The 26,225-nt window shown below is 56.2% G+C and carries 28 protein-coding genes; 13 read left to right on the top strand and 15 right to left on the bottom strand.

The window, feature by feature from the left end; translation table 11 throughout:
• Positions 1 to 22: 22 nt before the first annotated feature.
• Positions 23 to 1,693, top strand: coding sequence for a methyl-accepting chemotaxis protein (locus tag AUQ41_RS03315; protein ID WP_063086704.1), 1,671 nt, complete (start codon positions 23 to 25; stop codon positions 1,691 to 1,693).
• Positions 1,694 to 1,767: 74 nt separating this feature from the next.
• Here the strand turns inward: AUQ41_RS03315 and AUQ41_RS03310 are convergent, their stop codons facing one another.
• Positions 1,768 to 2,628 carry a prephenate dehydratase gene (locus AUQ41_RS03310; RefSeq protein ID WP_040822211.1) on the bottom strand — a complete coding sequence of 287 codons (861 nt, stop codon included), beginning with the start codon at positions 2,626 to 2,628 and terminating at the stop codon, positions 1,768 to 1,770.
• A 69-nt stretch (positions 2,629 to 2,697) separates the two neighbouring features.
• Positions 2,698 to 3,438, bottom strand: coding sequence for a 3-deoxy-manno-octulosonate cytidylyltransferase (locus tag AUQ41_RS03305; RefSeq protein ID WP_063086702.1), 741 nt, complete (start codon positions 3,436 to 3,438; stop codon positions 2,698 to 2,700).
• Between the two features lie 367 nt (positions 3,439 to 3,805).
• Here AUQ41_RS03305 and AUQ41_RS03300 point away from each other — a divergent pair, with 367 nt between their 5' ends.
• The 4 genes from AUQ41_RS03300 (at position 3,806) to AUQ41_RS03285 (ending at position 7,636) form a co-directional block, all read left to right on the top strand.
• Positions 3,806 to 4,501, top strand: coding sequence for a cytochrome c family protein (locus tag AUQ41_RS03300; protein ID WP_008888491.1), 696 nt, complete (start codon positions 3,806 to 3,808; stop codon positions 4,499 to 4,501).
• Positions 4,502 to 4,708: 207 nt separating this feature from the next.
• Positions 4,709 to 5,491 carry a histidinol-phosphatase gene (hisN, locus tag AUQ41_RS03295; RefSeq protein WP_063086700.1) on the top strand — a complete coding sequence of 261 codons (783 nt, stop codon included), beginning with the start codon at positions 4,709 to 4,711 and terminating at the stop codon, positions 5,489 to 5,491.
• Between the two features lie 59 nt (positions 5,492 to 5,550).
• Positions 5,551 to 6,336, top strand: a complete 786-nt coding sequence (locus AUQ41_RS03290; RefSeq protein WP_063086698.1) for an inositol monophosphatase family protein — start codon at positions 5,551 to 5,553, stop codon at positions 6,334 to 6,336.
• An 82-nt stretch (positions 6,337 to 6,418) separates the two neighbouring features.
• On the top strand, positions 6,419 to 7,636 hold the full coding sequence (locus tag AUQ41_RS03285) for a sodium:proton antiporter (protein ID WP_063086851.1): 1,218 nt from the start codon (positions 6,419 to 6,421) through the stop codon (positions 7,634 to 7,636).
• A gap of 20 nt (positions 7,637 to 7,656) precedes the next feature.
• Here the strand turns inward: AUQ41_RS03285 and AUQ41_RS03280 are convergent, their stop codons facing one another.
• The 5 genes from AUQ41_RS03280 to AUQ41_RS03260 all read right to left on the bottom strand — a co-directional run bounded on the left by AUQ41_RS03280 (position 7,657) and on the right by AUQ41_RS03260 (position 12,573).
• Entirely contained in the window at positions 7,657 to 8,316 is a 660-nt protein-coding gene (locus AUQ41_RS03280; protein WP_063086696.1) for a LysE family translocator, read from the bottom strand.
• Positions 8,313 to 8,813: a DinB family protein gene (locus AUQ41_RS03275; RefSeq protein ID WP_063086694.1), complete on the bottom strand. Its 501-nt coding sequence runs from the start codon at positions 8,811 to 8,813 to the stop codon at positions 8,313 to 8,315. The genes AUQ41_RS03280 and AUQ41_RS03275 overlap by 4 nt, the downstream gene beginning before the upstream one ends.
• A gap of 27 nt (positions 8,814 to 8,840) precedes the next feature.
• Positions 8,841 to 9,782 (bottom strand): DMT family transporter, encoded by a 942-nt coding sequence (locus tag AUQ41_RS03270; protein WP_063086692.1) that lies wholly within the window; start codon positions 9,780 to 9,782, stop codon positions 8,841 to 8,843.
• A gap of 126 nt (positions 9,783 to 9,908) precedes the next feature.
• Positions 9,909 to 11,954, bottom strand: coding sequence for a potassium/proton antiporter (locus AUQ41_RS03265; protein WP_063086690.1), 2,046 nt, complete (start codon positions 11,952 to 11,954; stop codon positions 9,909 to 9,911).
• 157 nt (positions 11,955 to 12,111) lie between these two features.
• Entirely contained in the window at positions 12,112 to 12,573 is a 462-nt protein-coding gene (locus tag AUQ41_RS03260; RefSeq protein WP_063086688.1) for an Lrp/AsnC family transcriptional regulator, read from the bottom strand.
• A gap of 168 nt (positions 12,574 to 12,741) precedes the next feature.
• On the opposite strand from AUQ41_RS03260, the gene AUQ41_RS03255 reads away from it, so the two are divergent.
• The 3 genes from AUQ41_RS03255 to AUQ41_RS03245 are packed head-to-tail and all read left to right on the top strand — an operon-like array spanning position 12,742 to position 15,557.
• Positions 12,742 to 13,728: a DMT family transporter gene (locus AUQ41_RS03255; RefSeq protein WP_063086686.1), complete on the top strand. Its 987-nt coding sequence runs from the start codon at positions 12,742 to 12,744 to the stop codon at positions 13,726 to 13,728.
• The gene (locus tag AUQ41_RS03250) at positions 13,721 to 14,671 is read left to right on the top strand and encodes a DMT family transporter (RefSeq protein ID WP_063086684.1); all 951 of its coding nucleotides are present in this window, start codon (positions 13,721 to 13,723) and stop codon (positions 14,669 to 14,671) included. The genes AUQ41_RS03255 and AUQ41_RS03250 overlap by 8 nt, the downstream gene beginning before the upstream one ends.
• A gap of 4 nt (positions 14,672 to 14,675) precedes the next feature.
• Positions 14,676 to 15,557 carry a DMT family transporter gene (locus AUQ41_RS03245; protein WP_063086682.1) on the top strand — a complete coding sequence of 294 codons (882 nt, stop codon included), beginning with the start codon at positions 14,676 to 14,678 and terminating at the stop codon, positions 15,555 to 15,557.
• A gap of 22 nt (positions 15,558 to 15,579) precedes the next feature.
• On the opposite strand, the gene AUQ41_RS21095 is transcribed toward AUQ41_RS03245, so the two are convergent.
• Positions 15,580 to 16,191: a hypothetical protein gene (locus AUQ41_RS21095; RefSeq protein ID WP_063086680.1), complete on the bottom strand. Its 612-nt coding sequence runs from the start codon at positions 16,189 to 16,191 to the stop codon at positions 15,580 to 15,582.
• 70 nt (positions 16,192 to 16,261) lie between these two features.
• On the opposite strand from AUQ41_RS21095, the gene AUQ41_RS03235 reads away from it, so the two are divergent.
• Together AUQ41_RS03235 and AUQ41_RS03230 are read left to right on the top strand one after the other, a co-directional pair.
• Positions 16,262 to 16,792, top strand: a complete 531-nt coding sequence (locus AUQ41_RS03235) for a Crp/Fnr family transcriptional regulator (RefSeq protein WP_063086678.1) — start codon at positions 16,262 to 16,264, stop codon at positions 16,790 to 16,792.
• Positions 16,793 to 16,917: 125 nt separating this feature from the next.
• Positions 16,918 to 17,679: an SDR family NAD(P)-dependent oxidoreductase gene (locus tag AUQ41_RS03230; protein WP_063086676.1), complete on the top strand. Its 762-nt coding sequence runs from the start codon at positions 16,918 to 16,920 to the stop codon at positions 17,677 to 17,679.
• 83 nt (positions 17,680 to 17,762) lie between these two features.
• On the opposite strand, the gene AUQ41_RS03225 is transcribed toward AUQ41_RS03230, so the two are convergent.
• From AUQ41_RS03225 to AUQ41_RS03215, 3 genes are all read right to left on the bottom strand, one after another.
• Entirely contained in the window at positions 17,763 to 18,053 is a 291-nt protein-coding gene (locus AUQ41_RS03225) for a 4a-hydroxytetrahydrobiopterin dehydratase (RefSeq protein ID WP_063086674.1), read from the bottom strand.
• 90 nt (positions 18,054 to 18,143) lie between these two features.
• Positions 18,144 to 18,779: a uracil-DNA glycosylase family protein gene (locus tag AUQ41_RS03220; protein WP_198155603.1), complete on the bottom strand. Its 636-nt coding sequence runs from the start codon at positions 18,777 to 18,779 to the stop codon at positions 18,144 to 18,146.
• Between the two features lie 3 nt (positions 18,780 to 18,782).
• Complete coding sequence (locus tag AUQ41_RS03215; protein ID WP_063086670.1) at positions 18,783 to 19,442, bottom strand: glutathione S-transferase family protein; 660 nt, start codon at positions 19,440 to 19,442, stop codon at positions 18,783 to 18,785.
• Between AUQ41_RS03215 and AUQ41_RS20640 the strand changes: the two genes are divergently transcribed.
• From AUQ41_RS20640 to AUQ41_RS03205, 3 genes are all read left to right on the top strand, one after another.
• Positions 19,441 to 19,599: a hypothetical protein gene (locus AUQ41_RS20640; RefSeq protein ID WP_157092635.1), complete on the top strand. Its 159-nt coding sequence runs from the start codon at positions 19,441 to 19,443 to the stop codon at positions 19,597 to 19,599. The genes AUQ41_RS03215 and AUQ41_RS20640 overlap by 2 nt on opposite strands.
• Before the next feature lie 173 nt (positions 19,600 to 19,772).
• Positions 19,773 to 21,173, top strand: coding sequence for a M17 family metallopeptidase (locus AUQ41_RS03210; RefSeq protein WP_063086668.1), 1,401 nt, complete (start codon positions 19,773 to 19,775; stop codon positions 21,171 to 21,173).
• 102 nt (positions 21,174 to 21,275) lie between these two features.
• Entirely contained in the window at positions 21,276 to 21,623 is a 348-nt protein-coding gene (locus AUQ41_RS03205) for a MarR family transcriptional regulator (RefSeq protein ID WP_008888509.1), read from the top strand.
• A gap of 282 nt (positions 21,624 to 21,905) precedes the next feature.
• On the opposite strand, the gene AUQ41_RS03200 is transcribed toward AUQ41_RS03205, so the two are convergent.
• The 4 genes from AUQ41_RS03200 to AUQ41_RS03185 all read right to left on the bottom strand — a co-directional run bounded on the left by AUQ41_RS03200 (position 21,906) and on the right by AUQ41_RS03185 (position 26,224).
• The gene (locus AUQ41_RS03200) at positions 21,906 to 22,613 is read right to left on the bottom strand and encodes a LysE family translocator (RefSeq protein ID WP_063086666.1); all 708 of its coding nucleotides are present in this window, start codon (positions 22,611 to 22,613) and stop codon (positions 21,906 to 21,908) included.
• Between the two features lie 157 nt (positions 22,614 to 22,770).
• Positions 22,771 to 23,376, bottom strand: coding sequence for a hypothetical protein (locus AUQ41_RS03195; RefSeq protein WP_232308295.1), 606 nt, complete (start codon positions 23,374 to 23,376; stop codon positions 22,771 to 22,773).
• 170 nt (positions 23,377 to 23,546) lie between these two features.
• The gene (locus tag AUQ41_RS03190; RefSeq protein ID WP_063086663.1) at positions 23,547 to 25,181 is read right to left on the bottom strand and encodes an ABC transporter ATP-binding protein; all 1,635 of its coding nucleotides are present in this window, start codon (positions 25,179 to 25,181) and stop codon (positions 23,547 to 23,549) included.
• Between the two features lie 11 nt (positions 25,182 to 25,192).
• A complete protein-coding gene (locus tag AUQ41_RS03185; protein WP_063086661.1) occupies positions 25,193 to 26,224 on the bottom strand; it encodes an ABC transporter permease in 1,032 nt (343 codons plus the stop codon).
• Position 26,225 lies beyond the last annotated feature (1 nt).

The raw sequence follows: 26,225 nt of genomic DNA, 5'->3' as shown, positions 1-26,225 counted from the left end.
AATCGCTTGGAAGGGGATAATCATGCGATTTCGGGTCGTCACGGGGATATTTTCCATTCCCGCCATCTGCCTTTTGGTGCTGCTGGCAATTATCGCCACAGTCGCCCTGAACTATCAAACCAGTCTTCGAAATGCGAAATTTGAACAGATTTCGAATTTGACCGAGGGTGCGGTCACGATCGTCAATAATTATATCGCCAAAGCCAAAAGCGGCGAGATGACCGAAGACGAAGCCAAGGCTGCGGCCCTGGATGTGCTCAATGCATACCGGTTTGACGGGCAGAACTATATCTATGCCACCGATTATAATTACTGCATGCAGCTTGATCCGCTGAGCCCGGAAGATGTTGGCAAGTGCAATCCCGACAGCAAGGTGCGCAACATGATTGTTGCCGCAGCCAAAGCAGGCGGCGATGTGATCCTGTATGAAACCAAGAAGCCGGGTGAAGGTGACAAACTGATCGAGAAAGCCGCCTATGTGCGCCCGATCAAGGAATGGAACTGGGCCCTTGGCGCTGGCGTCTATATGGATGATGTTCAGGCAGAATTCATTTCTGTCATGCAACGCATTGCGATCATTTCCGTTATCGCGATCATCATTGCCGGTGTTTTGTCCTGGCTTGTCGGCACGCGGATCACGCGCAGCATCGTCGGCCTGAACAGCAGCATTCGCACGATTGCCGATGGCGATTACAAGGCACCGGTCGAAACCGAATCCCGGTTCGTTGAAATCGGCGACATGGCCGCCGGTGTTCTGGCACTGCGTGACAAGTCGGCACAGGCCCAGCAGCTTGAAGCCGATGCCGCGGTTCAGAAACAGAAAGCCGAAGAAGAACGCCGCAGCAATATCCGCGCCATCGCCGAGAAGCTTGAAAGCGAAGTCGGTGGTATCGCCAAGGCCGTTGATCGTTCGGTTCAACGCAGTGCCGATCTTGCGGTGAGCATGTCACAGAGTGCGGATGGCATTCTGGGCCAGAGCCAGCAGGTGGCATCCGCCGCCGGTGAAGTTTCCCAGAACGTCGATGCGGTTGCCGCCGCGACCGAGGAACTTTCATCGTCGATCACCGAGATCAACGTTCAGATTTCGCAGATGTCGAACACGGTGGAACGGGCAACCGATGAAAGCCAGAGCGCGTCAAATGACGTTGCCGGCCTGTCCGAGACCGTTGAGAAGATCAAGGAAATCATTGGCCTGATCAACGATATTGCCGGTCAGACCAACCTTCTGGCGCTGAACGCCACCATTGAGGCTGCCCGTGCGGGTGAAGCAGGCAAAGGCTTTGCGGTTGTGGCAAACGAGGTCAAAAACCTTGCCACCCAGACGGCCAAGGCGACCGATGAAATCGCCGCCCAGATCAATGACATTGTTGATGGCACCGAACGTGCGGTCACCGGCATTTCGCGGGTTTCGGAAACCATCGAACAGGTCCGAAGCGCATCAACCGCAATTGCGGCGGCCATTGAAGAACAGGGTGCAGCAACGCAGGAAATCTCGGGCAATGCCAACCGCAGTGCGGATGGCGTGAAACAGATTTCCCAAAGCGTTGATGAAACCATGAAGAACGCCCAGGGCACGACCAACGATGCCGATGAACTGAAATCAGCCTCCGCCGAGCTTTCTGATCGCTCGGCTGAACTGAGCCAGATCATTCATCGTTTCTCGACCGACCTGAAGAACCAAGCCGGGTCGTAAGAACCTGATATCAAAAAAAAGGGCCGGACATTGATTTGTCCGGCCCTTTTTGTTTTGCGAATTCTTTTTTCCGTTTATTCCGCCGGAAGGTTGTTTTCCTTGCGGAAGCTGTGCGCCGGATAAACACCCAGAATGCGGACTTCGTGCGAGAAGAATTGCAGTTCTTCAAGCGCGTGGCGCAGGCCGAGCTGTTCGGGGTGGGCTTCGACCTCGGCAAAGAACTGGGTCGCGGTGAAGTGGCCTTCGACCATATAGCTTTCAAGCTTGGTCATGTTGATGCCGTTGGTGGCAAAACCACCGAGCGCCTTATAAAGGGCTGCCGCGACGTTGCGCACGCGGAAGACAAAGCTTGTCACCACCGGGGTGCCGTCATTGGGAATGTCGAGCGGTTCACGCGCCAGAATGATGAAGCGCGTGGTGTTGTGTTCGGCGTCTTCGACCTCGGTCCGGAGCACATCAAGACCATAAATCTCGGCGGCCAAAACCGGTGCAATGGCGGCAATCGATTTATCGCCGCGATCCGCGACTTCCTTGGCACAGCCCGCAGTATCCGGGCCGACCACGGCATTCACACCGAGTTCCTTGCGCAATTTGCGGCATTGGCCAAGCGCATGAACGTGGCTGTGGATTTCCTTGATGTCTTCGATCTTCGTACCCGGTACGCCAACCAGCGCATGGTTAATGCGCAGGAAGGTTTCACCAATAATATGCACACCGGATTCTGGCAGGATGTGGTGAACGTCGGCGACACGCCCGGCCAGCGTATTATCAATCGGGATCACGGCCAGATCGACATCGCCGTCTTCGAGTGCGCTAAAGGCGCCTTCAAAGGTCCTGTACGGTACTGTCGTTGCACCCGGAAAGGCGCGACGGGCTGCCTGATCTGAATAGGCACCGTGCATTCCCTGAAAAGCGATCCTTTGTTGCGCAGTCATCTGGCTGTTTCCTGAATGGTCAAATTGTTGTCGTTAAGAACTTAAAGCACTTGATGCCAAGAACCGCAACTATGCACCCAGCACTTCGCGCGCGCGTTCAAGGTCTTCTTGTGTATCGACACCAAGCGGCACGCCATCGACAAGGGCAACTGCGATCACCATGCCGTTTTCAAGCGCGCGCAGCTGTTCAAGCTTTTCACGTTGTTCGAGTTCTGCCGGCGGCAGGGAGACGAACCGATCAAGGGCGGCACGACGATAGGTATAAAGACCGATGTGATGATAAAGCGGCCCGTCACCATAGGGTGCGGTTGCACGGGTGAAATACAGTGCGCGTGCGACACGCCCGGAACCAAAGGCCGCGACCGCCTTGACCACATTGGGGTTGGTGCGTTCTTCGTCGCGTTTGATCTCGGCCGCCAAAGTCGCGATATCGACATTCGGGTCATTCAGCGGCTCAAACACCGCACGGATGTCAGCGGCATCAATCGTCGGCAGATCGCCCTGCACATTGACCACCGCGTCAAACTTGCCTTCGGGGTCGAATGTCTGGAGCGCTTGATGCACGCGGTCCGATCCGCTGGGAAGGTCGGGATCGGTCAGAACGGCGATACCCCCGGCGGCAGTGACCGCATCGGCAATTTCCTGTTCGGCGCAAGCAACCAGAACCGGACCGATTCCGGCCTCCGTCGCGCGACGCCAGACCTGAACGATCATGGGTTCACCACAGATATCGGCAAGCGGCTTATTGGGCAAACGCGTGGACGCCATGCGGGCGGGAATTACAACAACAGGATTGCGCGGGGTCGACATTTCTTCACTCCGGCCGGGCATAAGTTATGGGGCACAAATCACCTGTTCTTTGATCTTGCGCAAAGCGTGGTGTGAACAAGCAGTGGCAGAACACAGGTTCTTAATCGGCGCGACATTAGCCGGTTTTGGTGCGGCAACGAAAGACGGAATCGCGTTTTGCAGATCACTAGACGAAAGTTCTAAGGCAAGCTTGTTCACCTTGGTGTTTAAGAAAGGTTGATGCAAATCGCTGAAACGTATAGTTTCCCACCGACCAGTTTTGCCTGCGGTTACACGTGTGTTTCTCTTGATCGAGGATTGCCGGGGACGCATGGGTAGAACATAAAGATAAAACCTGAGAGTGATTAGGCTGTAACGGGGTCCCGTCATGAACACGATGGAAATCAACAAGATCGTCGCCGGCGTTATTTGTGCTGTGCTTCTGGTAGTGGTTGTCGGCAAGGTCGGCAGCGCACTGGTCAGTCCTGAAGAACTGGAAGCACCGGTATATCCGTTCTCCGAAGATGTGATGGCGGGTGCAAATGCCCCTGCTGCTGCACCGGCAGAACCGGCAGGCCCGGAACCGATTCTTGCCATGCTGGCCTCGGCCGACATGGGTGAAGGCGAGAAAGTCTTCAAAAAATGCGCATCCTGCCATGACGTCGAAAAAGGCGGCCCGAACAAAACCGGCCCGAACCTTTATGGCATCGTTGGTGCCGCGTTCGCGCACAAGGATGACTTCTCCTACTCTGACGGGATGGCCAACCATGGTGGCACCTGGGGCTTTGAGGAGCTGAACGAGTTCCTGTACAAGCCGCGCGATTACATCGATGGCACCAAAATGAGCTTTGGCGGTCTGAAAAAGGCCGAAGATCGTGCCGCGGTTATTGCCTGGTTGAACACCAAGTCTGACAACCCGGTTGCGCTTCCGGATCCGGCAGCGGTTGAAGCCGCACAGGCTGCAGAAGAAGCCGTTGACGAAGCCGCCGAAGCGGTTGAAGAAACCGTTGATGATGCCGCAGCCGCCGTTGAAGGCGCAGTTGAGGAAGCTGGCGACGCTGTTGACGCGGCCACCGCGCAGTAAGCACCCAAGCCAAAGACATCGCCTGACCGAAATTTATGGTCAGCACCGAACACACAGGGGACAGGAAACTGTCCCCTGTTTGCGTTTGGGGGTTTGTCGTTTGGGACTTTATATATGGCGTCCTTGCCTTCTGGGCCCAAAGCGGAAATAGTACCGACCACAACCATACCCCGCCGCCAGACATCAACCGCCTGCAGGAATGCCTTTATGGAAAATCTCGATCCGTTTTTGGAAATCGCCCACAAACTGGCCGATGCCGCACGCCCGGTCGTGCGCAAATATTACCGCACCCCGGTCGCGGTTGATGTGAAGGCCGATGACAGCCCGGTGACGATTGCCGACCGTGAAGTCGAACGCACCATGCGCGATATCCTGAATGCCGAACTGCCCGATCACGGCATCCTGGGCGAGGAACATGGCCGGGAAAATGTCGATGCGGAATATGTCTGGGTGCTTGATCCGATTGACGGCACCAAATCGTTCATTTCCGGCAAGCCGAGCTTTGCGACCCTGATTGCGCTTTGCCACAAGGGCACCCCGGTTCTGGGCATTATTGATCAGGCGATTACCGATGAACGCTGGGTCGGCGTGATGGGACAGGCCAGCACCATGAATGGCGTTGAGATCAGCGCGCGCGAATGCGAAGACCTGAAAAGTGCGACCTTCTTTACCACCGCGCCCGAACTGTTCAAGGGCGATGCGGCCAAGGCCTATCAGGCGGTTTCGAAGAACTGCCGGGTGCCGATGTATGGCGTTGATGCCTATGCCTATGGCCTGACCGCCCTTGGGCTTGCCGATACGGTGGTTGAGATCGGGCTTCAGGCGTATGATTTTTGTGCGCTGGTGCCGGTGGTTGAGGGCGCGGGCGGTGTGATGACCGACTGGGCAGGCAAGCCGCTTCATATCGATAGTGCCGGTGATGTTGTTGCCAGTGGCGATGCGCGTTGCCATCAGGATGTTCTGGCGACGATCAAGGCCGCGATGGCCTGACAGCCTTCATTGCCGGGACGCCCCACCGCAAAATTGACCTTGCCGATACAGGATATCCGATGACCAACGACCACCCGTTTCTTGCCATGGCCCACAAGCTTGCCGATGCAGCGCGCCCTGTGCTGCAAAGCTATTACCGCAAGCCGCTTTCTATCGATGAAAAGGGTGATGCCAGCCTTGTGACCGATGCCGACCGGGCGATCGAGCGCACCATGCGCGATCTGATCAATGCGGAGCTGCCCGACCATGGCATTCTGGGCGAGGAATACGGGCCGGAAAACCTTGATGCCCAATATGTCTGGATCCTTGATCCGATTGACGGCACCAAATCATTCATCACCGGCAAGCCCAGCTTCAATACCCTGATCGCGCTGTGCCGCAATGGCAAGCCGGTACTGGGTGTGATTGATCAGGCGATTTTGGATGAACGCTGGATCGGGGTCGAAGGGCAACCGACGACGCTTAATGGCAAGGCAGTCACGGCACGTGAATGCCAACACCTGAAAGATGCCACCATTTTCACCACCGGGCCGGACCTTTTTGTGGAGCCAAAGGCAATTTCCGGATATGAGGCGGTCTTTGGTGCGGCGAAGCAGCCGATTTACGGTATTGATTCATATGGCTATGGCCTGATTGCCATGGGGTTTGGCGATGTGTTGGTGGAATCGAATTTGCAGCCCTATGATTTCTGTGCCGCCGTGCCGGTGATCGAGGGTGCGGGCGGGATCATTACCGATTGGGCGGGCCAAGCCCTTACGATGCACAGCGGCGATCTGGTGATTGCCAGTGGTGACAGCCGCGCCCATGCCGAGGGACTTGCGGTTTTGCAAAAGGCCATCGCGTAAGGCCGTGTGATGCCTTAAACATTTGGCGATCAAGCACCTTTCAGGCACACTTGCTGATCAGGGCAACAGGTTGGGCAGCGCCATGTTTGAATGGGTGATCATTCTTTTTCTCGGCTCCGGGCTGGTGTACGGCCTGCAATCGCGCCGCCTGCAACGCCGCAATATTTCATCACCGATGATGATGGTTCTGACCGGGATGCTGGTCGCCTTGCCGCTGGGCATCTGGCACAGCGCGCCGATGGATGCGCTTTCGGGCAGCATTCATTTTGCCACCGGCTTTGCCGAGATGACGCTGGCGATCATTTTGTTTCTCGATGCGGCGGTGCTCGATTACCGCAAGGAAAGTGCGGCGCGCAATATCGCGATCCGCTTGCTACTGATCGGGTTGCCGCTGACCATCGGGGTGACGTGGGCATTTATTGTCGGGCTTGATGCCTCTATCGGGTTGGTTCCGGCCCTGATCCTTGCGCTTATTGTCAGCCCGACCGATGCGGCCCTTGGCCGACCGGTGCTTGAAAACAAGGGCGTGCCCGAACCGGTGCGCCAGGGCATCAATATTGAAAGCGGACTAAATGACGGGTTGGTCCTGCCGGTCTTTACCACGGCGGTTTTGCTGGAAGCCAATCTTCTGAGCAACGGACATCAGGGCTGGGTCGCGGAGGCGCTGCTTGAGATTTCAATCGGGGCGGTGATCGGGGTGGTCAGTGGCTATGTCATTGGTCAGGTGGTCAATCACGCGGTCAAGAACAGGACCATCGTTGCGCGGTTTGAACGGTTGCTTGGCGTTCTGGCCGCCCTTTTCATTTTCCTGCTGGCGGAGGAATTGGGCGGCAATGGTTTTGTCGCGGCCTTTGCCGGCGGGCTTGCGCTGAATATCTCAAGCGACAAGGTCAAGGACGCAATTGAAAGCTTTGGCGAGGCCGAGTCAGAGCTTCTGACCATGCTGACATTCTTTGTCTTTGGCCTGATCGTTGTGCCAGCGCTTTATGAAAGCTGGACCTGGACGATGCTGGTGTTTTCGATTGCAAGCCTTGCTGTCCTACGCCCGATTTGTGTGTGGATTTGCATGATTGGCAGTCCCTATAGCCTGGGCGAGAAGCTTTATATCGGCTGGTTCGGGCCGCGCGGGATTGCCTCGGTGATTTACATGCTGATTATGGCGACGATGATTGACCCGGGCGCGTTCAAACCATTGTTTGCCGCCGGTACCATGATCGTCTGCATAAGCGTGGTTGCCCATGGCATTACCGCGGCCCCGGCATCGCGGGCATTGGTCACCTATCTGGCGCGGAAATCCTGAGGAAGGCTGATTTTTTCAGGCTATTGCTGGGAAATGGCAAGACGGATGCCAAGGGCGATGAACATGCCGCCAAGTGCGCGGTTCAACCAGGCGCCGAGCTTGCGACTGCCCTTGATCCGGCCAGCAGCCGAGGCCACCGCCAAAACCAGCATGCCCTCAACCACAAAGGCGATCAAAAGCACCATCAGGCCGAGTACCAGAAACTGCACCGCGCCATTGCCACGGGTTGGATCAATGAATTGCGGCAGGAAGGCCATGAAGAAAATCGCCACCTTGGGATTGAGCACATCGATCATCACGCCCTGACGCCAGGCGCCAAAGGCGGTCATCGGTTTGGTCGAAATCGGGGCGGCTGGTTCAGCCGATTGCGCGGCAGTTTCTGATTTGGCAAAACTGCTGCGCAGTGCGCCGATGCCAAGCCACACCAGATAGGCAACGCCAATCCACTTAACGATGGCAAAGGCCAGCGCCGAGGTCGCAAGAATGGCCGAAAGACCAAAAGTTGCCGCCAGAACATGGACAAAGGCACCGGAAATCACGCCAAGCGATGAAAACAGGCCGATCTTGCGACCATGTACCGCGGTTTGCCCGACAATATAGGCCATGTCCGGCCCCGGAGAGATGTTAAGCAACAGGGCGGCAATCAGAAACGGCGTATAGGCAACGAGAAGTTCGATCATCGCAACTGATCCCGGGCGAAAAAGACCAGATCAATCTCAAGCGGGCCCAATCCGGCCTCGATCAGCATGTTGGATAGCTGCCCACGATGGTGGGTCTGATGATTGAACATATGCGCCAAAACCAGATCGCGCGGCATGGTATAGGCATCGCCCGCGACCGAGTGATAGGTAAGATCGGCGGTTACTTCGGCATCGGTCAGGCCGTTGGTGAACTCAATGATCGCCTGATCTTCGGCCACGCGGGCGTGGTGGAGTTCATCGAAGTTTTCATAAAGCACCGTATTGAGCGGCATGGCCACGGGACTGCCGAGCAGGCGGCTCATCCAGATGCGGTCAGCAACCAGTATATGATTGAGCGTGCGCAGGATCGACGGGAAGAAGGCCGTGCGCGGGGCATCGAGTTCGGCCGCTGGCAATTTCGCGCAAAGCCCGTAGGCACGCGAATTGGCCCAGAGATTATATTGCGCCATGCGTTCGAAATAGGCCGCACCGTTCATCTTGTTACTCCGTCTTCAGGTCTGCGATCAGGGCTTCGCCGTCGGGTTTGTTGCGCAAGTTGGCGGTACCGGAGCAACCTGTTCGAGCACCTTGGTCGCCGGTTTGGGAACCCGTTTGGTCAGAATAACCACGTTGCCGACCAATGTCAGCGCCACACCCCAGATTATATTGCCCGTCCAGTGGAAATCCTCAAACCAGGTCGACAACAACAGGGCAACAATCGGGAACATCACCGAACTATAGGCCGCACGATCCGGCCCGATTTTGCCCAAAAGTGTCAGATAGAAGCCAAAGCCCAGAACCGATCCGAACAGGGCGAGATAGACCAAAGCTGCCAAGAATCTGGCACTGGTATCAAACGACACCGGGATCCCGGCAAGCGCGATATAGCCAAACAGCAAGACCGTGCCATAGAGCATGCCATAAGCATTGGCCTGCATGACCGGAACGCCGCGCGCATGGTTGCGTGCGGACGCCATATTGCCAAGTGATGCGATGTAACTGCCCGCAAGGGAGACCAGAAGCCCGATGCTGCCGCCCGTTGTCAGATCGAAGGCGGCCAGATCATTGGCAAAGACCATGGCGATCCCGGTAAGCCCGATCCCGGCCCCGATCAGGGTGCGGGTTTCGGGACGGCGGCGGAAAAAGATCACGCCATTAATCATATTCATGATGACGATGGTTGAAAACACCACCGCCAGAAGCCCGGACGTCAGATGGATACTGGCGACATAGATCAGCACATAGTTCAGCGAAAACAGACAGACGCCCAGAACCGCCATGAAGAAATGATCACGCAGCGTAAAGCGCATCGGCAAACGGCGTAGGCCACACCAAGCCATCAAGATCAGCGTTGCCAAAGCAAAGCGATAGGCCACGGCCACTTCGGGGGCGACCGAAAGCTGATACTGAATGGCAATCCAGGTCGATCCCCAGATCAAGACAACTGCTGCGTAAAGACCGAACATGGCCCAAGGACTCCAAAAGAATTGAAGCCACAATTTAGGGCAGTTCAGAACCGACGCCAAACCAGCTTTTTTGATCCTGCCATTAGGCAAACTAATCCAAAGACCGGAAATCTAATGCATAGCCAATCAGGATTTTTTCGACCGACCTGCTTTGCCGGGCTTTTTGCCGCTGTCTTCTGGTTCGGGGGCTTCAGCACCATCTTCGGGGGTGTCACCAGCCGTGTCGTTAACCGCGTCGTCAGCCACATCATCGATCATGTCATCGGATGTGTCCGGCGCGTCGGGGGCCTCAGTCACATCGGCCTCGTCTGTGCGATCATCAATCTGCTTGGCCGTCGATGATGTCTGATCGCTCAGCGCTGCGTTCTTTTCGGCGCGTTTGCGTTTTTGCCAGTCTTTCCAGATTGCCAGCAATTCGCTGCGCGACTGGAAGATCGGAATGCGGCGTTTGGGTTTGGCTTTTTGCTGTTCGACCGCCAAACCAACTTCAAGCACGTCGTGCTCATCATCGGTGCGGCGCACGATCAGCTCCACCGTGCCATAGGGCATGCGATCACCGAGTTCGAGATCACCAGGCAGATCACGTTCGAGGATTTCGGCCACGGTGAGTTCGGTGTCATCAGCGTCGACGGCAAAGCCATACAGACGACCAATATCGGCAATTCGGGTATCGGCCGGGAAGCTGAAATCGCCAAACAGTTCGACGTCATTGGCCCCCTCGGCCGGACCGGCAAACAGTTGATCGAGCAGGTCGACATGCTTGGGCGGGGTGATGATATAGACCTGATCACCGCCCTGAACCGGCCCGGCAGAATGCGGGCGCAGTGATGCGCCATCACGCAGGATCAGACTTGGCCGTGCCCAGCGCGGAATACGATGGCCGGTGGCAACCGCACTGGCTTCGTGAACGCGATAGACAACGATTTCCTGATTGGCATTGCCGGGCAGTTCAAGATCAATACGATCCACCGGGCCATGGCGGGCCGGCACAATGATGCCCAGCCAATGCGCCATCCGCCGGATCGTCCAGCCCTGCAACAAAAGCGATGTGATCACGACGATGAAGGCGGTGTTAAACAACAGCTGCCCTTCGGGCACGCCTTCGACCATCGGCACAATCGCAAGCAGGATCGACACCGCCCCGCGCAAGCCGACCCATGAAATAAAGGCGGTATCATTGCGTGAGAAGTTAAAGAACATAAGGCACAGCCAGACCGCGACCGGACGGGCGACAAACACCAGAACCAGCGCCAGAATGACTCCCGGAAGGACAACCGTGCCAAATTCGGACGGGGTGGCCAGCAGACCCAAGGTGACAAACATCGCGATCTGGGCAAGCCATGTGGTGACATGCTGAAAACGCCGGACGCCGACGCTCATCTTCATGTTGCTGTTCCCGGCATAAAGACCCGCAACATAGACCGCCAAAAAGCCACTGCCGCCGAGAATACTGGTCGCGCCAAACAGGCTGAGTGCCAACGCCATGGTAATGATCGGCACCAGTCCCGGTTCAAGTTTGACCCGGTTGATCATCCAGACCAGCGCATAACCACCCGCAAGGCCGAAAATCGCGCCAAGACCGATCTGAAGGATGAAGCGTTGCAGGAGTTCAAGCGCGATGTTTTCGCCACCGCCAAGGATAATGAGTTCGACCAGCGAGATGGTCAGAAACACCGCCATCGGATCGTTCGAACCCGATTCAACTTCAAGCGTGCTGCGCGTACGATCACGCAGATTGATCCCGCCCACGCGCAACAGGAAGAACACCGCCGCCGCATCGGTCGAACTGACAATCGCCCCGAACAAAAGGGCGACCAGCCATGGCACATCGAGCACCAGCCAGGTTACCCCGCCAATCACCCCGGTGGTAATCAACACCCCGAATGTGGCCAGCACAAGCGATGGACCAGCCGCGATTTTTAACGTTCGGAGCTGGGTTTCAAAGCCACTGTCAAACAGGATCAGGGCAAGCGCGATGGAGCCGATGAAATAGGCAAGCGGCGCATTGTCGAACATGATGCCGCCAATGCCGTCCTCGCCGGCCGCCAGACCGACAAACAGAAACACCAACAGCAAGGGCGCGCCGACCCGGAAGCTGACCAGACTGGTGAAAACAGCCACCACCACCAGAATCGATGCAATCAGGATCACCAGATTCATCGATTCAATCATTTCGGGGGCTCCTATGTCGGGACATCAGAATGGGTTTGGCGGGTTACGTGCGCAGTACTATCACATAGTGATACTTAGGAAATGATGACCGGCAATGCCATCTCCCCCCGATGACTGATCAAAATTTTCCTGAAACTGTAAAGTCAGGCACGGCCCCCTATTCGTGGTCGGCCTGCGCCGGAACAAATAGGGTTTCCTTGGCTGTCGACAAGGCAATTTCCGGCAGAACTTCGACCACGCCGGGCATTTCCTTGATCGTGTCGGAAATGAAGGATTCCAGATGGCCGGTATCACGCAGGCGCAATTTGACCAGAAAATCAAAGCGTCCTGTCATGTGATGGCATTCCAGCACTTCATCGGCCTTGATCAGGGATTTGACCAGTTTCTTGTTGCCCTTGGCCGGATCGGTGCGCAGCCAGACCATTGCGGTCAAGGCACGGCCAATGGCGTTTGGATCAACCGAAATGCGATAGGCCTGAATAATCCCCTGTTCGCGCAGCTTGCGCACGCGATCATTCACCGCAGAAACAGACAACCCGACCTTTGTTCCCAGAACCGAATAGGACAGTGATGCGTCTTCCTGCAGGATGTCGATCAGTTTGCGATCAATTGCATCCATTTATCTTCCCCCTGAATGGATTTTGCTGATTGCCTTGATCTTACACGAAAAACGAGTGTGCGCGAACTGTTCGCCAAATTTGCCGGGTCTGCCATGCGCCGCTGCCATGCGATACCCCGTTCGCGAGACTGGATTTTTTCCGGATAGCTGCGTAAACCTTTACTTGTAATGATTTTACATCGCCCCGCCTCTGACAATGCAGCCCTGATGGGCGCCCTTCTTATGATCAGTGCTGCAATGTGTTTTGCGGTAATGGCAGTTTTTATCCGCTATGTCACAGCAGACCTGCATCCGTTCGAGGCATCGTTTTTCCGTAACCTGTTCGGATTACTGCCAATGGTGCCGTGGATGGTGCGCCATGGCGCGAGCGGATTAAAGACCGAGCGGTTCAAGCTGCATTTTCTGCGCGGGGTGCTGGGTTTCGGGGCGATGTCGTGCATTTTTACCGCCCTTTCGCTGTCGCCCGCGGCACAGGTCATTGCGATCAACTTTACCCTGCCGATCCTGACCACGGTGCTGGCCGCCGTGGTGGTACGCGAAACCGTGCGCGCGCGCCGCTGGAGCGCGATTGCGATTGGCTTTGTCGGGGCGATGATCGTGATCCGTCCGTTTGGGCAAAGTTTTGAGACCGGTGCGATCCTGGCACTTGGCGCGACGGTTTTCATGGCGTGTGCGATGACCACGGTTAAAATGCTGTCACGGACCGAAAGTGCCAATGCCATCGTAACCTGGATGGGCCTGATCATGACGCCGCTGTCGCTGATCCCGGCCCTGATATACTGGCAGGGACCGACCGTCTGGCAATTGTTCATCCTGTTGATCATTGCCGTGACCGGAACGGCGGGGCAGCAATTGTTGGTGCGCGCCTATCGCACGGCCGATCAGTCCTATGTCATGATCTTTGATTTCCTGCGCCTGCCCTTTGTTGCGGCCTTGGCCTATGTGATGTTTGGCGAAGTGGTTGATTTCTGGACCTGGGCGGGGGCGGCCTTGATCATTGGATCAGCACTTTATATCGCGCGGCGTGAGGCGGTTCTGGCCAAAAAGGCCAAGAGGGAAGCCAGCCTGCCGACCACGGCCCCCGCCGATCCGCAAGCCATCCCGGTGACCCGCGTTGATCGGGATGCCCCCGCAAAGGACAAGCCCGATGCGTGAATGGTTTAACGGACTTCCGCCCTATTTGCAGGCAACCGCCTTTGGCCTGATGGCATCGATCAGTGCGGCGATCTTTTCGGTGTTTGTCCGCCTTGCGACCGAGCATATCGATCCGTTGCAGGCGGTGTTTTTGCGCAATTTCTTTGGGCTTTTATTCATCGCACCGATTGCGTTGCGGGCGGGATTAACGCCGCTTAAGACCAAGCGTTTCCCGATGTTCTGCCTGCGTGCGGTTCTGTCGATGGGGGCGATGAGTTTCTGGTTTTCGGCGATTGCCTATATGCCGCTGGCCGAGGCAACCGCGCTTAATTTCACCGTACCGCTATTTGGCACCATCCTTGCCGCGATCTTTTTGGGTGAGAAAGTTCGCAAATACCGGATTGCGGCCTTATTGGTTGGTTTTGGCGGGGTGCTGGTGATCATCCGGCCGGGCAGCGAAACCGTGCAACTGGCAAGCCTGTTTCCGATTGCGGCGGCGATCTGCATGGCCAGTGCGGGATTGACGATCAAGTCACTGTCGCGAACCGAAAACCCGACCGCCATCATCCTTTACATGATGATGCTGACCACGCCCCTGACCCTGATCCCGGCATTGTTTGTCTGGGAGACGCCGAGCCTTGAGGTGCTTGGCCTGATGGTGGCGGGCGCGTTCATGGCCAACATCACCCAGCTTTGTAATACCAACGCCTTTCGGGTTTATGATTACAGCTTTGTGATCGGGTTTAATTACCTGCGCCTGCCCTTTGTTGTCGGTATCGCACTGGTGATGTTTGGCGAGGTTCCGGAAATCTGGCTGGTGCCGGGTGCCGCCCTGATCATCGGGTCCGCACTTTATATCGCGCGGCGCGAGGCCAAGCTTAACCGCGAAGCCAACCGGATCAAGCGCGGTCTTTCGGCCACCGCAAGCGATCTTGACCCGCCGCCGTCCAACAGGAAGTCGTGACAGCATGCGGACATGGTTCAACACCCAATCCGATGTGATGCGGGCAAGCTTTTTTGCGCTGTTTGCAGCCATTCTGGCGGCGTGTTTTACGCTCACCATCCGCTATGCCACCGAGGAATTGCATCCCTATCAGGCGGTATTTTTGCGTTTTGCCTTTGGCCTGATTCTGATTTTGCCGATGGTGTTGAAGCGCGGGATTGGCAGCCTTGCCACCAAGCGCCTGCCTTTGTTTGGCTTGCGCGGGGTGTTGTCGGCAGCGGAAATGTGTTTGTGGTTTATGGCGGTGTTGTATTTGCCACTGGCAGAGGCGACGACGCTTAATTTCACGGTGCCCCTGTTTGGCACCATTCTGGCCGCGGTGATTTTGCGCGAACAGGTGCGCATTCACCGCTGGCTTGCGATTGTTATCGGGTTTGTCGGTGTGGCGCTGATCATTCAGCCCGGGACAGATACCATGCAAGCGGCCAGTATTTTGCCGATTGCGGCGGCGATCTGCATGGCCAGTGCCGGGTTGATCACAAAGCGGTTGGTGGCAACCGAGTCCACCACATCGCTTTTGTTTTATCTGATGATCATCACCACACCGGTTTCCCTGATCCCGGCATTATTCGTCTGGCAGACGCCAAGCTGGTCTGCACTTGGCCTGATGGCGGTTGCCGCGTTGATGATGAATGTGATGCAGGTTTGTAACGTCAAAGCCCTGCAACTGGCCGATTACAGTTTCTTTGTCGGATTTTCCTATTTGCGTTTGCCGATCATTGCCGTGCTGGCACTGATCCTGTTTGACGAAGTGCCCGATATCTGGATATTGCCCGGCGGGGCGATGATTATCGGGGCTGCGATCTATGTCGCACTTCGGGAACGCAAGCTTGCCAAGGCCAGATAGGGTTTTGGCGACGCGTCACCCATCACCCGTCATATCCCCGCAAACTGTTATAGCGCGCGATTTGATCGGGGCTCAGGATTTTCGGGGTCTTGAGGTGGGTCGACAGATGAACATAGCGCAACCGGCCGAGACTTTGGGTGATGGTGTTTATCAGCCCTTCGAGTTCATCCGCCGTCAGGCCGCCGGCCCTGAATGCTGCGTCCAAGGCGATTTCAGCCTCGATCAATCTGTTGCCGGCAATGATCGCGTTTTCTTTCATGTCGGCATAAAGGGCGGTGATGGCGGCATGCTGGTCTGTGGATAGCGGGATTTGATCAGAAAGTTCGAGCAAATGGGCCGGCCCCGGCACGCCATTCAGTTCGGCGGCCTTGGCCAATCCCCAGCCGCCGCCCTTTTGCAGTTCTGCCATATCGTCGGCCGACAGGCTTTTGACCGGGCGATGTTGTTGGCCGACATAGGGGGATGGCGTGCTTTCATCCCTAGCGATTTTACTGCCGTGCTGCGCATTGCCGGTGCGATGCATGTGGACATTTCCCTGTGCATGGGCGGTTAACGGGATGGTTAGTCCAAGCAGGATCAACGGGGCAAATGCGGTCAGGAACAGCGTTTTCGGCAGGCGGGAGAGCATAAGCATGGCAACACCTTTTGGGTTAAATGGTCGCCAAGCTTGAAACAGGTTAGCCAATTGCCACATGATAGATATCATGTCGGTATCAATCTTTGATCTTCTCAACCGTTTTCATGGCAGGCTGTATGATTACAGCCCGCCCAAGGTCCTGTTTCGCAAGGGCGACCCGGTCGAGCATCTCTTCCTTGTTCTCAGCGGGGAAGTGCGACTGGCGCGGTTTTTGGAAAACGGTGACGAGATTGTTTTGCAACGTGCCGGGCCAAACAGTGTTTTGGCAGAGGCATCGTTGTTTTCGCATTACTACCATTGCGATGCTGTCTGCCATCAGGATGCGCAGGTCAAAATGATCCGCAAACATGATGTCGAAGCCCATCTTGCCGATAATAATCAGATGGCACTATCGCTTGCCGCCCATCTGGCGCGCGAGGTGCAGGCAACGCGCCAGCGGGCGGAGATTTTGCGGCTTCGGACTGTGGCTGAACGGCTTGATGCCTGGATCGCCTGGCATGACGGGGTGCTGCCGGAAAAGGGTAATTGGCGGGTGATTGCCCTTGAAATCGGTGTCAGTCCCGAAGCGCTTTATCGCGAGATCGCCCAGCGCCGTTAACCCTGATCTTTGGTGTCAATTTCGCACATCCGACAAGGTTAAATCGACGCTTGCCCGTTAAAGATATAATTTGGTATACAAATACCAAATTAATCATAAGAGCGCGCGTCGGGAGGCTTCACGTCATGCAAATCAAGGGTTCGATTGCCATTGTTACCGGGGCTGCATCCGGTCTTGGCGCGGCAACCGCCGAGACACTGGCGAGTGCCGGGGCACGGATTGCGGCATTTGATCTGAATGAAGAGGGTGCCAAGGCAACAGCCGAGAAATTGGGTGGTGTTGGCTATGGCGTTGATGTTTCGAACGCCGAAAGTGTCGAGCAGGCGGTTGCAAAGGTGCAGGCGGATCTTGGCACGCCATCGATCCTTGTGAACTGTGCCGGGATCGTGCATGGCGAACGCATTGTCGGGCGCGACGGCCCGGCCGATCTGGCGGCCTTTTCCAAGGTGATCACGGTCAATCTGATCGGCACATTTAACATGATGCGGGTTGCCGCCAACGCGATGAGCCAGAATGACCCGAATGATGCCGGCGAACGCGGGGTGATTATCAACACCGCATCGATCGCGGCCTTCGAAGGGCAGATCGGACAGGCGGCCTATGCCGCGTCCAAGGGCGGGGTGGCGTCGCTTACCCTGCCGGCTGCACGTGAGTTGGCCCGCCACGGCATTCGGGTGGTGTCCATCGCACCGGGTCTGTTTGGCACGCCGATGTTAAAGGGCCTGCCTGACGAGGTTCAGGAAAGTCTGGCTGCCAATACGCCATTCCCGAAACGCCTTGGCGATCCGTATGAATATGGCCGTCTGGCAATGCATATCTGTGAAAATGAAATGATCAATGGCGAGACCATTCGCATAGATGGCGCGGTCCGGCTGGAACCGAAATAGTCCCACACGATTTCGTTTCTTTATCCCGCAGCCAATGCGCCCTGCCGTCCCCCAGCGGCAGGGCGCAATTCATTTGGCAGGGCTTATTGACCAGAAGCCGTTTGGCAGAAGGTTGCCAGATCAATGTCCTTTTGGGTGACACCCCCGGCATCGTGGGTGGTCAGCGTCATTTCGACCTTGTTATAGACATTGAACCATTCGGGATGGTGATCCATCTTGTCGGCCTTAAGCGCCACCCGCGTCATGAAGCCAAACGCGGCATTGAAATCGCCAAACTTATAGACGCGCTTGATCGAAAGCCCGTCATCGGCAAGCGTCCATCCCGAAAGACCTTTCAGCGCCTTTTCGATGGTGGATTTTTCAAGTTTGCTCATATCTTGTGCCTCCTTAATGTTGGCCACTTGTCTTATGGACGCAGTCTTCTGGCGCATTGGAACATAAAAACCAGCGCAACCCAAATCGGTCTATGTCAGCAAGCCGTGCACACGTGATTGCAGCACCGGCAAAAGATCGGCCTCAAACCACGGATTCTTTTTCATCCAGGCGGTATTGCGCCAGCTTGGATGGGGCATGGGCAGGATGCCGTCGGGCAGGAAATCGGCAAAGTGATGCACGGTTTCGGTCATGGTTTTGGCCCGGCGCGGACCAAGATAGCGTTCCTGCGCGTATTGCCCGATCAGAAGGGTCAGGCCGATATCGGGTAAATGGCGCATAAGGGCATCATGCCATGTCGGCGCGCATTCCGGTCGGGGCGGCAGATCCCCGCCACGATCAAAGCGACCGGGATAACAAAACCCCATCGGCATGATGGCGAGTTTCGCCGGATCATAAAAATCATCGACCGAAAGTCCCAACCAATCACGCAAGCGATCGCCGGATGCATCATTCCACGGCAGGCCGGTTTCATGCACGCGTGTGCCCGGTGCCTGCCCGATCACCAGAATACGCGCCGATTTTGCCATGCGCACCACCGGGCGCGGGCCCAGCGGCAACTGTTCGGCACAAATGCGGCACTCCCGGACCTCAGACAGCAACCGATCAAGGGCAGCGTCCCCGCCCATTGGATCAATTTCGGGCAGTTTTCCGGTTAGCCCCGGCATGGGTTATTTCACCTCAGCGTCGTCAATCACCCATTCCTCGGTCGCGGCATCGGCGTACCATTCCTTCATTTCCGGCAGGGCAAGGATGGTTTCCATATAGGCATTGCCAATCGGATCAAGGCTGACGCCATAGGTTTTGAACCGTGTTATCACCGGAGCAAACATGGCATCCGCAATCGAGAAATGGCCAAACAGGAAATCACCGCCCTGACCATATTGGGTGCGGCACATCTTGAAGATTTCAGTGATGCGGGTGATGTCCTTGTCCACGCCTTTATTGCGGCCAAGCCCGGGCAGGCTTTTGCGGCAATTCATTGGCATGGAGCTTCGCAAGGGCCCAAACCCGCCATGCATTTCAAGCGAGACGGCGCGCGCGATTGCCCGCACATCGATATCAAGCGGCCAGAGCATGGTGTCGGGCTGACTGTCGGCGATGTATTCGAGAATGCCAAGCGCCTCCCAGATGGTTTTGGTGCCATCAAAGTAGGCCGGGACCTTGGCCGTGGGCGAAAAGACCGGCGCCTTGGCGTGCCATTCTTCGGAGCGGAGCGGGACCAGTTTTTCCTCGAACGCCACGCCGGCAACGCGCAGGCCAAGCCAGGCGCGCAGCGACCAGGAGGAATAGTTTTTATTGCCGATATAAAGCACAGGAAGGTTTTGCATGCTGGGACCTTTGGCGGTTGGCGCGATTGGGACGTTTGATGACAGCGGCGAATACTATCTGGCCTTTGGGCGCCCGGTTCAAGCCAGTCGTTCAAGCCAGACGTTCAAGCGTGGCCTTAAGCACAAAGCAGTGTTCGATTATGTGAATGAGTTTTGACCGCGGGGGATGGCAGCCGTAAGATCGGGTCACATATCTTGTGAACACATATTGCCGGTTCGTTTTGTTTGGGCAGTTGGTCTTTGGCCACTGCCCTTTCAGTCGACCGTCACGTATCACCAATCACTCGTCACCCGTCACCCGTCACCCGTCACCAGCAGGGATGTCTTAAATTGTACGACCACATCATCGCCAACGATCCTTCTGCCAAGCCGACCCCGATCACCCCGATTGCCGAAAGCGGCTTTGAAAGCTGGCTTGCCCAGCAGCCGGACACGACCAAGTCGTGGATTGCCGCCAACAGCTTTGAGGGCAAGCGCGGCACGCAGCTTTTGCTTCCCGGCAAAGACGGCGCGGTTGGCAGCGTTCTGGTTGGCTATGTTGATGATGCCAAGGCGATCTGGGATTTTGCCGGTTTGCCAAATGCCCTTCCTGCCGGGACCTATGCGCTTTCTGATGATCTCACAGATAAGGACGATCTTTATGAAAAGGCCGCCCTTGGACTTTATCTGGGGGGCTATCGGTTTGACCGGTATCGCAAGGATGACGGCAAAAAGGACAAGCGCGCCAAAATCGCCCTGCATGACATTGAGGCCGCCAAGCGGGCCGAAAACATTGCACGCGGCATCGGCCTTGCGCGCGATCTGATCAATGTGCCGGCCAATGACATGGGCCCGGCCGAACTTGAGGAAGCCGCCAGAGGGCTTGGGGCCGAATTTGGTGCCAATGTCAGCGCGATTGTCGGCATGGATCTTTTGGCCCAGAACTATCCGGCGATTCACACGGTCGGCCATGGCAGTGATCGCGACCCGCGCCTGATCGACCTTACATGGGGCGATGAAAGTGCGCCGAAAATCACGCTGGTTGGCAAGGGTGTGTGTTTTGACACCGGCGGCTATGACCTGAAGCCATCGAGCAACATGCTTTTGATGAAAAAGGACATGGGCGGCTCGGCACAGGTTCTTGGCCTGGCACGGATGATCATGGCGGCCGACCTTCCGGTCCGGTTGCGCGTTCTGATCCCGGCGGTTGAAAACATGGTATCGGGTCGTGCCTATCGCCCGAGTGACATTTTGCAAACCCGCAAGGGGATTACGGTCGAGGTTGGCAATACCGATGCCGAAGGACGCATCGTTCTTTCCGATGCCCTGACCGAGGCGGCATCGGAAGACCCGGACATGCTGCTTGATTTCGCGACCCTGACCGGGGCGGCACGTGTTGCCCTTGGTCTTGGTCTGCCGGCCCTGTTTTCCAATGATGATGATCTGGCCAATGGTCTGATGGAAACGGGCATGGCGGAAAACGATCCGCTGTGGCGTTTGCCGCTTTGGGATGATTATCGCAGCCAGCTTGATAGCAAGGCAGCCGATATGAACAACATTTCGGGCAGCCCGTTTGGCGGGGCGATCATTGCCGCCCTGTTCCTCGATCGGTTTGCCGAGGGGGCCAAAAGCTGGGCGCATATCGATCTGATGGCCTGGAACCCGTCTGACCGTCCCGGTCGTCCGACTGGCGGCGAAGCTCAGGGCATCCGGGCCGCCTTCAAGCTGATCAAGGATCGTTACGGTAAGTAAACTAACCGTAAATTCAATTTTTTGGTAATTAGGCCTTTGACATCATGGCAGGGGTCAGGTAGAGATTACGTATTCGTAACAAATAAATTGTTGGGCACGAACATGTCGATCGAGATCAAAGCGTCTCAGGCGCTTGACCTTTGGCGTATCGCGATTGTTGAGAGTGTGCGTCGGGACTCCCCCGACCTGTCGGCCCGACAGATGGCCTTGTTGCTGAGCGTTTACCTGACCCCGGCGCCGCATACGGTGCGTGGTCTTTCCGAGGCGCTTAATATCTCCAAACCGGCCATTACCCGTGCACTTGATCGCCTGAGCTCGCTTGGCATGGTCAAACGCAAGGTCGATGAAGAAGATCGCCGCTCGGTTCTGGTTCAGCGGACGGTCAAGGGATCGGTCTTCCTGCGTGAATTTGGCGATATCATCGTCGGTGCTGGTCTCGAGAGCGAATAATCCGGCCCCAAAAACAACCAAGAACAAATAGACAAGCGTCTGAAGCCAGTCCGTAATTGACGCCCAAAGCCCGTTTCCACGGCCACGTTTCGCAAAATCGGCCAGTTAGGGCAGCAAAACTTCCCCATTTTAAATGCAGCAAATCTGATATGGCAAAAATCGCTATATACAGACCAGTTGGTTTGTATCCGCGCCAATTGGCGTGTTATGCGCGCTCCATTTTACCGCTTTATATCAATGCTTTATCAGAAATTCTAATACAAAAGACCGCGCAAAACGACGTTATGGTGCCGATGGCTGGTTTATCGACTGTGCCGGGACCTGGCGGGTGTCAGCCATGGTTTCGGGCACCTCAATCAGCGCCAAAAGCCCCGCAGCAACGATCAAAACGCCACCTGACAACCGTGCGATGACGTTATTGCCGCCGCGACGCACCAGCCACGGCATCAGTTTTGCAGCCCCCATCGCGTAAATCATTACGAAACTGTAATCAAGTGTCACGAAGGTGATGCCAAGGATCAGGAGCTGTGGTGTGAGGGGCTGGCCAGGATCAATGAATTGCGGAAACAGCGCCCCGAAAAAGGCAATCGCCTTGGGATTTCCAGCCGCGACCAGAAAGCCTTCACGGAACAGGCGCAGCCCGTTTGCCGGCTCAAACCCCACCTGATTATTCGTTTCGATACCGGTCTTGATATTGATTTCCCTGGGCTTGCGAAGGAATGACATCAACCCGATCACCAGAAGAAACCCAACGCCACACCATTTAACGATGGCAAAGGCGGTCGGCGATGTCGCCAGGACAGCGCCCAAACCAAGGGCCGCAATCAGCATCTGGATCATGTTGGCGGTGACATCACCCAAGGCCGTCATCAAGGTCGGCCGCGCGCCATAACGCAGCGCATGCGACATGCCGATCAGGATGCTGGGTCCGGGCGACATCACGACGAGGAAGACAAGCAGGGTGAAACTGAGCCAGATTTCAAACGACATGGTGGGGCAACTTTAGTGGCAACTCTGGTGACAAGTCTGGTGACGTTGCCCCCCGGGATATCACAGCAGCAAGGATCGACAAGTGCCCGTTTGACAATGGCCCATGCGCAGGCTGCGACACATAGGCATCGATACGCTTATCAGGTTAGGATTTTGGTTATTTGCGCGGCTTGGCGTCACCCGGCCAGAAATCATAGAACATGCGGATCTGAACCGAGCGCAGGGTATCAGGCGGGAGGACGCCCTGACCAGTGCGCAGAAGTTTGTTTTGCAGGGCGGCGAAATAGCGGTTTGAAACCGGCTGGAACGGGCTGAAGGGTGGTTCCTTGGCAATTTCCTCGCCATTTTCTTCGGCCAGCTTGGCGGCCTCGGCCTCGGCGGCGAGTTCTTCCTCGGTCTTGGCGGGCGGCGGCGGCAAAAGGCCGGGGGCTGTATATTTAAAGCCGCGCTTGCCCGGTTCGCGGTTTTCAAAGCGTTGCTCGGTATCGCGATACATCAGGCGTTGCAAATCAACCAGAAAGGCATTGATGACCTTGGGCAGGCGTTGCTCGATAACGTCCACTGCCTGCCTGTTGGTGGCTTCCAGCCAGATGTTGAACACGATCTGACGAATGGTGCCGCTGTTGCGCAAGACAATCGTCAGCGACACCGGATCAGGCACAACAACCGTATCGGGTATTTCAGGAACAGCAGGTTCTTTGGGTTCTTCGGTATTGGCTTTATCCGCAGAGGCCGTGCTGGCACGGGCCGCGGGGATCGCCATTGAAAATACAGCAAAGCACAGAGCCATGATCAGTACATGGCCGCAAAGACGATGTCCGGTTCGATTTTTGATCGCACGTGACAACATATTCAACCTTAAACCTGCCTTTATAGTCCTGTTATTATTGCCTTTTCATATGTTGTACCCGATCTTGACCCGGAATGCTGCCCCTAGTTTCTGACAAATTCCTTACCGGCTGCTTTGAGATCAAGGGCCGCGGCCAGCAGAGCCTTGGTATAGGGCTGTTGCGGGTTATCAAACACATCGGCAGCAGCCCCGCTTTCGACCAGCTTGCCGTTCTTCATGACCATGACACGGTGCGACAATGCACGCACAACGCGCAGGTCATGACTGATGAACAAGTATGCCATCTTATGGCGTGCCTGCAAATCGCGCAGCAGTTCGACGATCTGGGCCTGTACCGACATATCAAGGGCTGATGTCGGTTCATCCAGTACGATAAAGCGGGGTTTTAAGACCAATGCACGGGCAATCGAAATGCGTTGACGCTGCCCGCCGGAAAATTCGTGCGGATAACGATCCATGGCATTTTGCGGCAGGTCGACTTCGTCAAGCGCCTCGGCAATGCGGGCTTCGCGTTCGGCCTGGGTCAGGTCGGGCGCGTGGATTTCAAGGCCTTCGCCAACGATCTGGGCGATGGACATGCGCGGACTGAGCGAGCCAAACGGATCCTGAAACACCACCTGCATATCGCGGCGGAGCTTGCGCAAGTCAGCACCAGAAAAATCGCGAATGTCCTGGCCGGCAAAGCGGATGTCACCGGTTGATTTCAGAAGCCTGAGGATCGCCATGGCGAGCGTGGTTTTACCCGATCCGCTTTCGCCGACGATGCCAAGGGTTTCACCCTGCTTAAGGGTCAGCGAAATCTGATCAACCGCGTGCAAATAATGATCGGGCCGCCCAAGGATACCCTTGCGGCCAATCGGGAACTGCACATGGATGTTGCTGGTTTCAAGCAGCTCGGTGGCGTCTTCGGGCAATGCCGGGGCTTCGCCACTGGAAACGGCCGACAGCAGCTTTTTGGTGTAATCGTGTTTGGGATTGTCAAACAGCGCGCGCGCCTGCCCTGCCTCGACGATTTCGCCGTCTTTCATCACACAAACGGTCTGCGCCATTTTCTGAACGATTTGCAGATCATGGGTGATCAAGAGCAGCGCCATGCCAAGCTTGCTTTGCAGATCCTTGAGCAGTTCAAGAATTTGCGCCTGAATGGTCACATCAAGGGCCGTGGTCGGTTCATCGGCAATCAGCAGTTCCGGTTCGTTGGCAAGCGCCATGGCGATCATCACGCGCTGGCGCTGGCCGCCGGAAAGTTCATGCGGCAGGGCTTTTAGCCGTGACGCCGGATCGGGAATACCGACAAGGTCAAGCAATTCAAGGATGCGGGCACGCGCCTTGGCCCCGCGCAGGCCTTTATGGAGCAACAATACCTCGCCCACCTGCTTTTCGATATTGTGCAGCGGGTTAAGCGACGTCATCGGTTCCTGAAAGATCATGGAAATCCGGTTGCCGCGGATCGCACGCAGGGTGCGTTCCTTGGCCCCGACCATTTCCTGCCCGTCAAAGATGATCGATCCTGACGGGTGGCTGGCGCGCGGATAAGGCAGCAATTGCAAAATCGACAGGGCCGTGACCGATTTGCCAGAGCCACTTTCCCCGACAAGTGCCATGGTTTCACCGCGATCAAGGGTAAAGGACACATCCTTTACCGCCGTGACATCGGCGAATTTGACCGAGAGGTCGCGAATGACAAGGAGCGGCTGATGGGCGGATTGCGCTGTCATAGTCCTACTCCTTAAAACGTTTTACGCGGATCAAAGGCATCACGCACTGCTTCGCCGATAAAGATCAGAAGGCTGAGCATGGTTGCGATGGCAAAGAAGGCGGTAAAGCCAAGCCAGGGCGCCTGAAGGTTATTCTTGCCCTGAGACAGCAGCTCGCCCAAGGACGGCGAGCCGGGCGGCATGCCAAGCGACAGGAAATCGAGGGATGTGAGTGCCACAATCGAGCCATTCAACACGAACGGCAGGAAGGTGATGGTTGCCACCATCGCATTGGGCAGAACATGGCGATACATGATCCGGGTGTCGGTCATGCCAAGTGCACGTGCGGCACGGACATATTCGAAATTACGTGCGCGCAGGAATTCGGCACGAACAAGACCGGTCAAACTCATCCAGCTAAACAACACCAGAATGAACAACAACGTCCAGAAACCCGGCGCAAACAGGCTGGCCAGAATGATCAGGATGAAGAGTTGCGGCAGGCCGGACCAGATTTCGATCACGCGCTGGAAGCCAAGATCGACCCAGCCGCCGAAATAGCCCTGCACCGCACCAGCCGCAATGCCGATCACGGAACTGACCGCGGTGAGCGCCAGACCAAACAGGATGGAAATCCTAAAGCCATAGATCAGACGTGCGAGAACATCGCGGCCCAATTCATCCGTGCCCAGCAAATGGCGCATTGAGGGCGGGGCCGGTTGCGGTTCACGCATTTCAAAATCGATGGTGTCATAGGAAAACGGGATCAAAGGCCAGATGGCAAAGCCGTTTTCGGCGATCTTGCCCTGAATATAAGGATCATAGAAATCGGTCTCGACATCGAAATCGCCGCCATAGGCCGTTTCGGGATGGTCGGAGATGATCGGCACATACCAGTCATCGCCATACTTAACAAAGATCGGTCTGTCATTGGCGACCAGTTCGGCCATCAGGCAAATGACAAACAGGATGGTAAAGATCACAAGCGACCAATAGCCGCGCTTGTTGGATTTGAAGTTTGACAGGCGACGACGGTTGAGCGGTGAGAGAACAGCATTGAACATG

The organism is Thalassospira sp. MCCC 1A02898 (assembly GCF_001618185.1).
Taxonomy (GTDB): domain Bacteria; phylum Pseudomonadota; class Alphaproteobacteria; order Rhodospirillales; family Thalassospiraceae; genus Thalassospira; species Thalassospira tepidiphila.
The sequence above is the reverse complement of the archived record's forward strand: the minus strand, read 5'-3'. Positions and strand labels throughout refer to the sequence as shown.

Excerpts from the sequence above, each read along its gene's own strand:
- AUQ41_RS03300 (WP_008888491.1), top strand. The coding sequence starts at position 3,806 with ATGAACACGATGGAAATCAACAAGATCGTCGCCGGCGTTATTTGTGCT.
- AUQ41_RS03205 (WP_008888509.1), top strand. The coding sequence starts at position 21,276 with ATGTCGATCGAGATCAAAGCGTCTCAGGCGCTTGACCTTTGGCGTATC.
- AUQ41_RS03215 (WP_063086670.1), bottom strand. The coding sequence starts at position 19,442 with ATGCAAAACCTTCCTGTGCTTTATATCGGCAATAAAAACTATTCCTCC.
- AUQ41_RS03225 (WP_063086674.1), bottom strand. The coding sequence starts at position 18,053 with ATGAGCAAACTTGAAAAATCCACCATCGAAAAGGCGCTGAAAGGTCTT.
- AUQ41_RS03260 (WP_063086688.1), bottom strand. The coding sequence starts at position 12,573 with ATGGATGCAATTGATCGCAAACTGATCGACATCCTGCAGGAAGACGCA.
- AUQ41_RS03310 (WP_040822211.1), bottom strand. The coding sequence starts at position 2,628 with ATGACTGCGCAACAAAGGATCGCTTTTCAGGGAATGCACGGTGCCTAT.
- AUQ41_RS03195 (WP_232308295.1), bottom strand. The coding sequence starts at position 23,376 with ATGGCGATCCCCGCGGCCCGTGCCAGCACGGCCTCTGCGGATAAAGCC.
- AUQ41_RS03220 (WP_198155603.1), bottom strand. The coding sequence starts at position 18,779 with ATGCCGGGGCTAACCGGAAAACTGCCCGAAATTGATCCAATGGGCGGG.
- AUQ41_RS03245 (WP_063086682.1), top strand. The coding sequence starts at position 14,676 with ATGCGGACATGGTTCAACACCCAATCCGATGTGATGCGGGCAAGCTTT.
- hisN (WP_063086700.1), top strand. The coding sequence starts at position 4,709 with ATGGAAAATCTCGATCCGTTTTTGGAAATCGCCCACAAACTGGCCGAT.
- AUQ41_RS03270 (WP_063086692.1), bottom strand. The coding sequence starts at position 9,782 with ATGTTCGGTCTTTACGCAGCAGTTGTCTTGATCTGGGGATCGACCTGG.
- AUQ41_RS03290 (WP_063086698.1), top strand. The coding sequence starts at position 5,551 with ATGACCAACGACCACCCGTTTCTTGCCATGGCCCACAAGCTTGCCGAT.
- AUQ41_RS20640 (WP_157092635.1), top strand. The coding sequence starts at position 19,441 with ATGCTGGGACCTTTGGCGGTTGGCGCGATTGGGACGTTTGATGACAGC.
- AUQ41_RS03185 (WP_063086661.1), bottom strand. The coding sequence starts at position 26,224 with ATGTTCAATGCTGTTCTCTCACCGCTCAACCGTCGTCGCCTGTCAAAC.
- AUQ41_RS03305 (WP_063086702.1), bottom strand. The coding sequence starts at position 3,438 with ATGTCGACCCCGCGCAATCCTGTTGTTGTAATTCCCGCCCGCATGGCG.
- AUQ41_RS03315 (WP_063086704.1), top strand. The coding sequence starts at position 23 with ATGCGATTTCGGGTCGTCACGGGGATATTTTCCATTCCCGCCATCTGC.
- AUQ41_RS03255 (WP_063086686.1), top strand. The coding sequence starts at position 12,742 with ATGATTTTACATCGCCCCGCCTCTGACAATGCAGCCCTGATGGGCGCC.
- AUQ41_RS03200 (WP_063086666.1), bottom strand. The coding sequence starts at position 22,613 with ATGTCGTTTGAAATCTGGCTCAGTTTCACCCTGCTTGTCTTCCTCGTC.
- AUQ41_RS03230 (WP_063086676.1), top strand. The coding sequence starts at position 16,918 with ATGCAAATCAAGGGTTCGATTGCCATTGTTACCGGGGCTGCATCCGGT.
- AUQ41_RS03280 (WP_063086696.1), bottom strand. The coding sequence starts at position 8,316 with ATGATCGAACTTCTCGTTGCCTATACGCCGTTTCTGATTGCCGCCCTG.
- AUQ41_RS03190 (WP_063086663.1), bottom strand. The coding sequence starts at position 25,181 with ATGACAGCGCAATCCGCCCATCAGCCGCTCCTTGTCATTCGCGACCTC.
- AUQ41_RS03250 (WP_063086684.1), top strand. The coding sequence starts at position 13,721 with ATGCGTGAATGGTTTAACGGACTTCCGCCCTATTTGCAGGCAACCGCC.
- AUQ41_RS03265 (WP_063086690.1), bottom strand. The coding sequence starts at position 11,954 with ATGATTGAATCGATGAATCTGGTGATCCTGATTGCATCGATTCTGGTG.
- AUQ41_RS21095 (WP_063086680.1), bottom strand. The coding sequence starts at position 16,191 with ATGCTTATGCTCTCCCGCCTGCCGAAAACGCTGTTCCTGACCGCATTT.
- AUQ41_RS03235 (WP_063086678.1), top strand. The coding sequence starts at position 16,262 with ATGTCGGTATCAATCTTTGATCTTCTCAACCGTTTTCATGGCAGGCTG.
- AUQ41_RS03275 (WP_063086694.1), bottom strand. The coding sequence starts at position 8,813 with ATGAACGGTGCGGCCTATTTCGAACGCATGGCGCAATATAATCTCTGG.
- AUQ41_RS03285 (WP_063086851.1), top strand. The coding sequence starts at position 6,419 with ATGTTTGAATGGGTGATCATTCTTTTTCTCGGCTCCGGGCTGGTGTAC.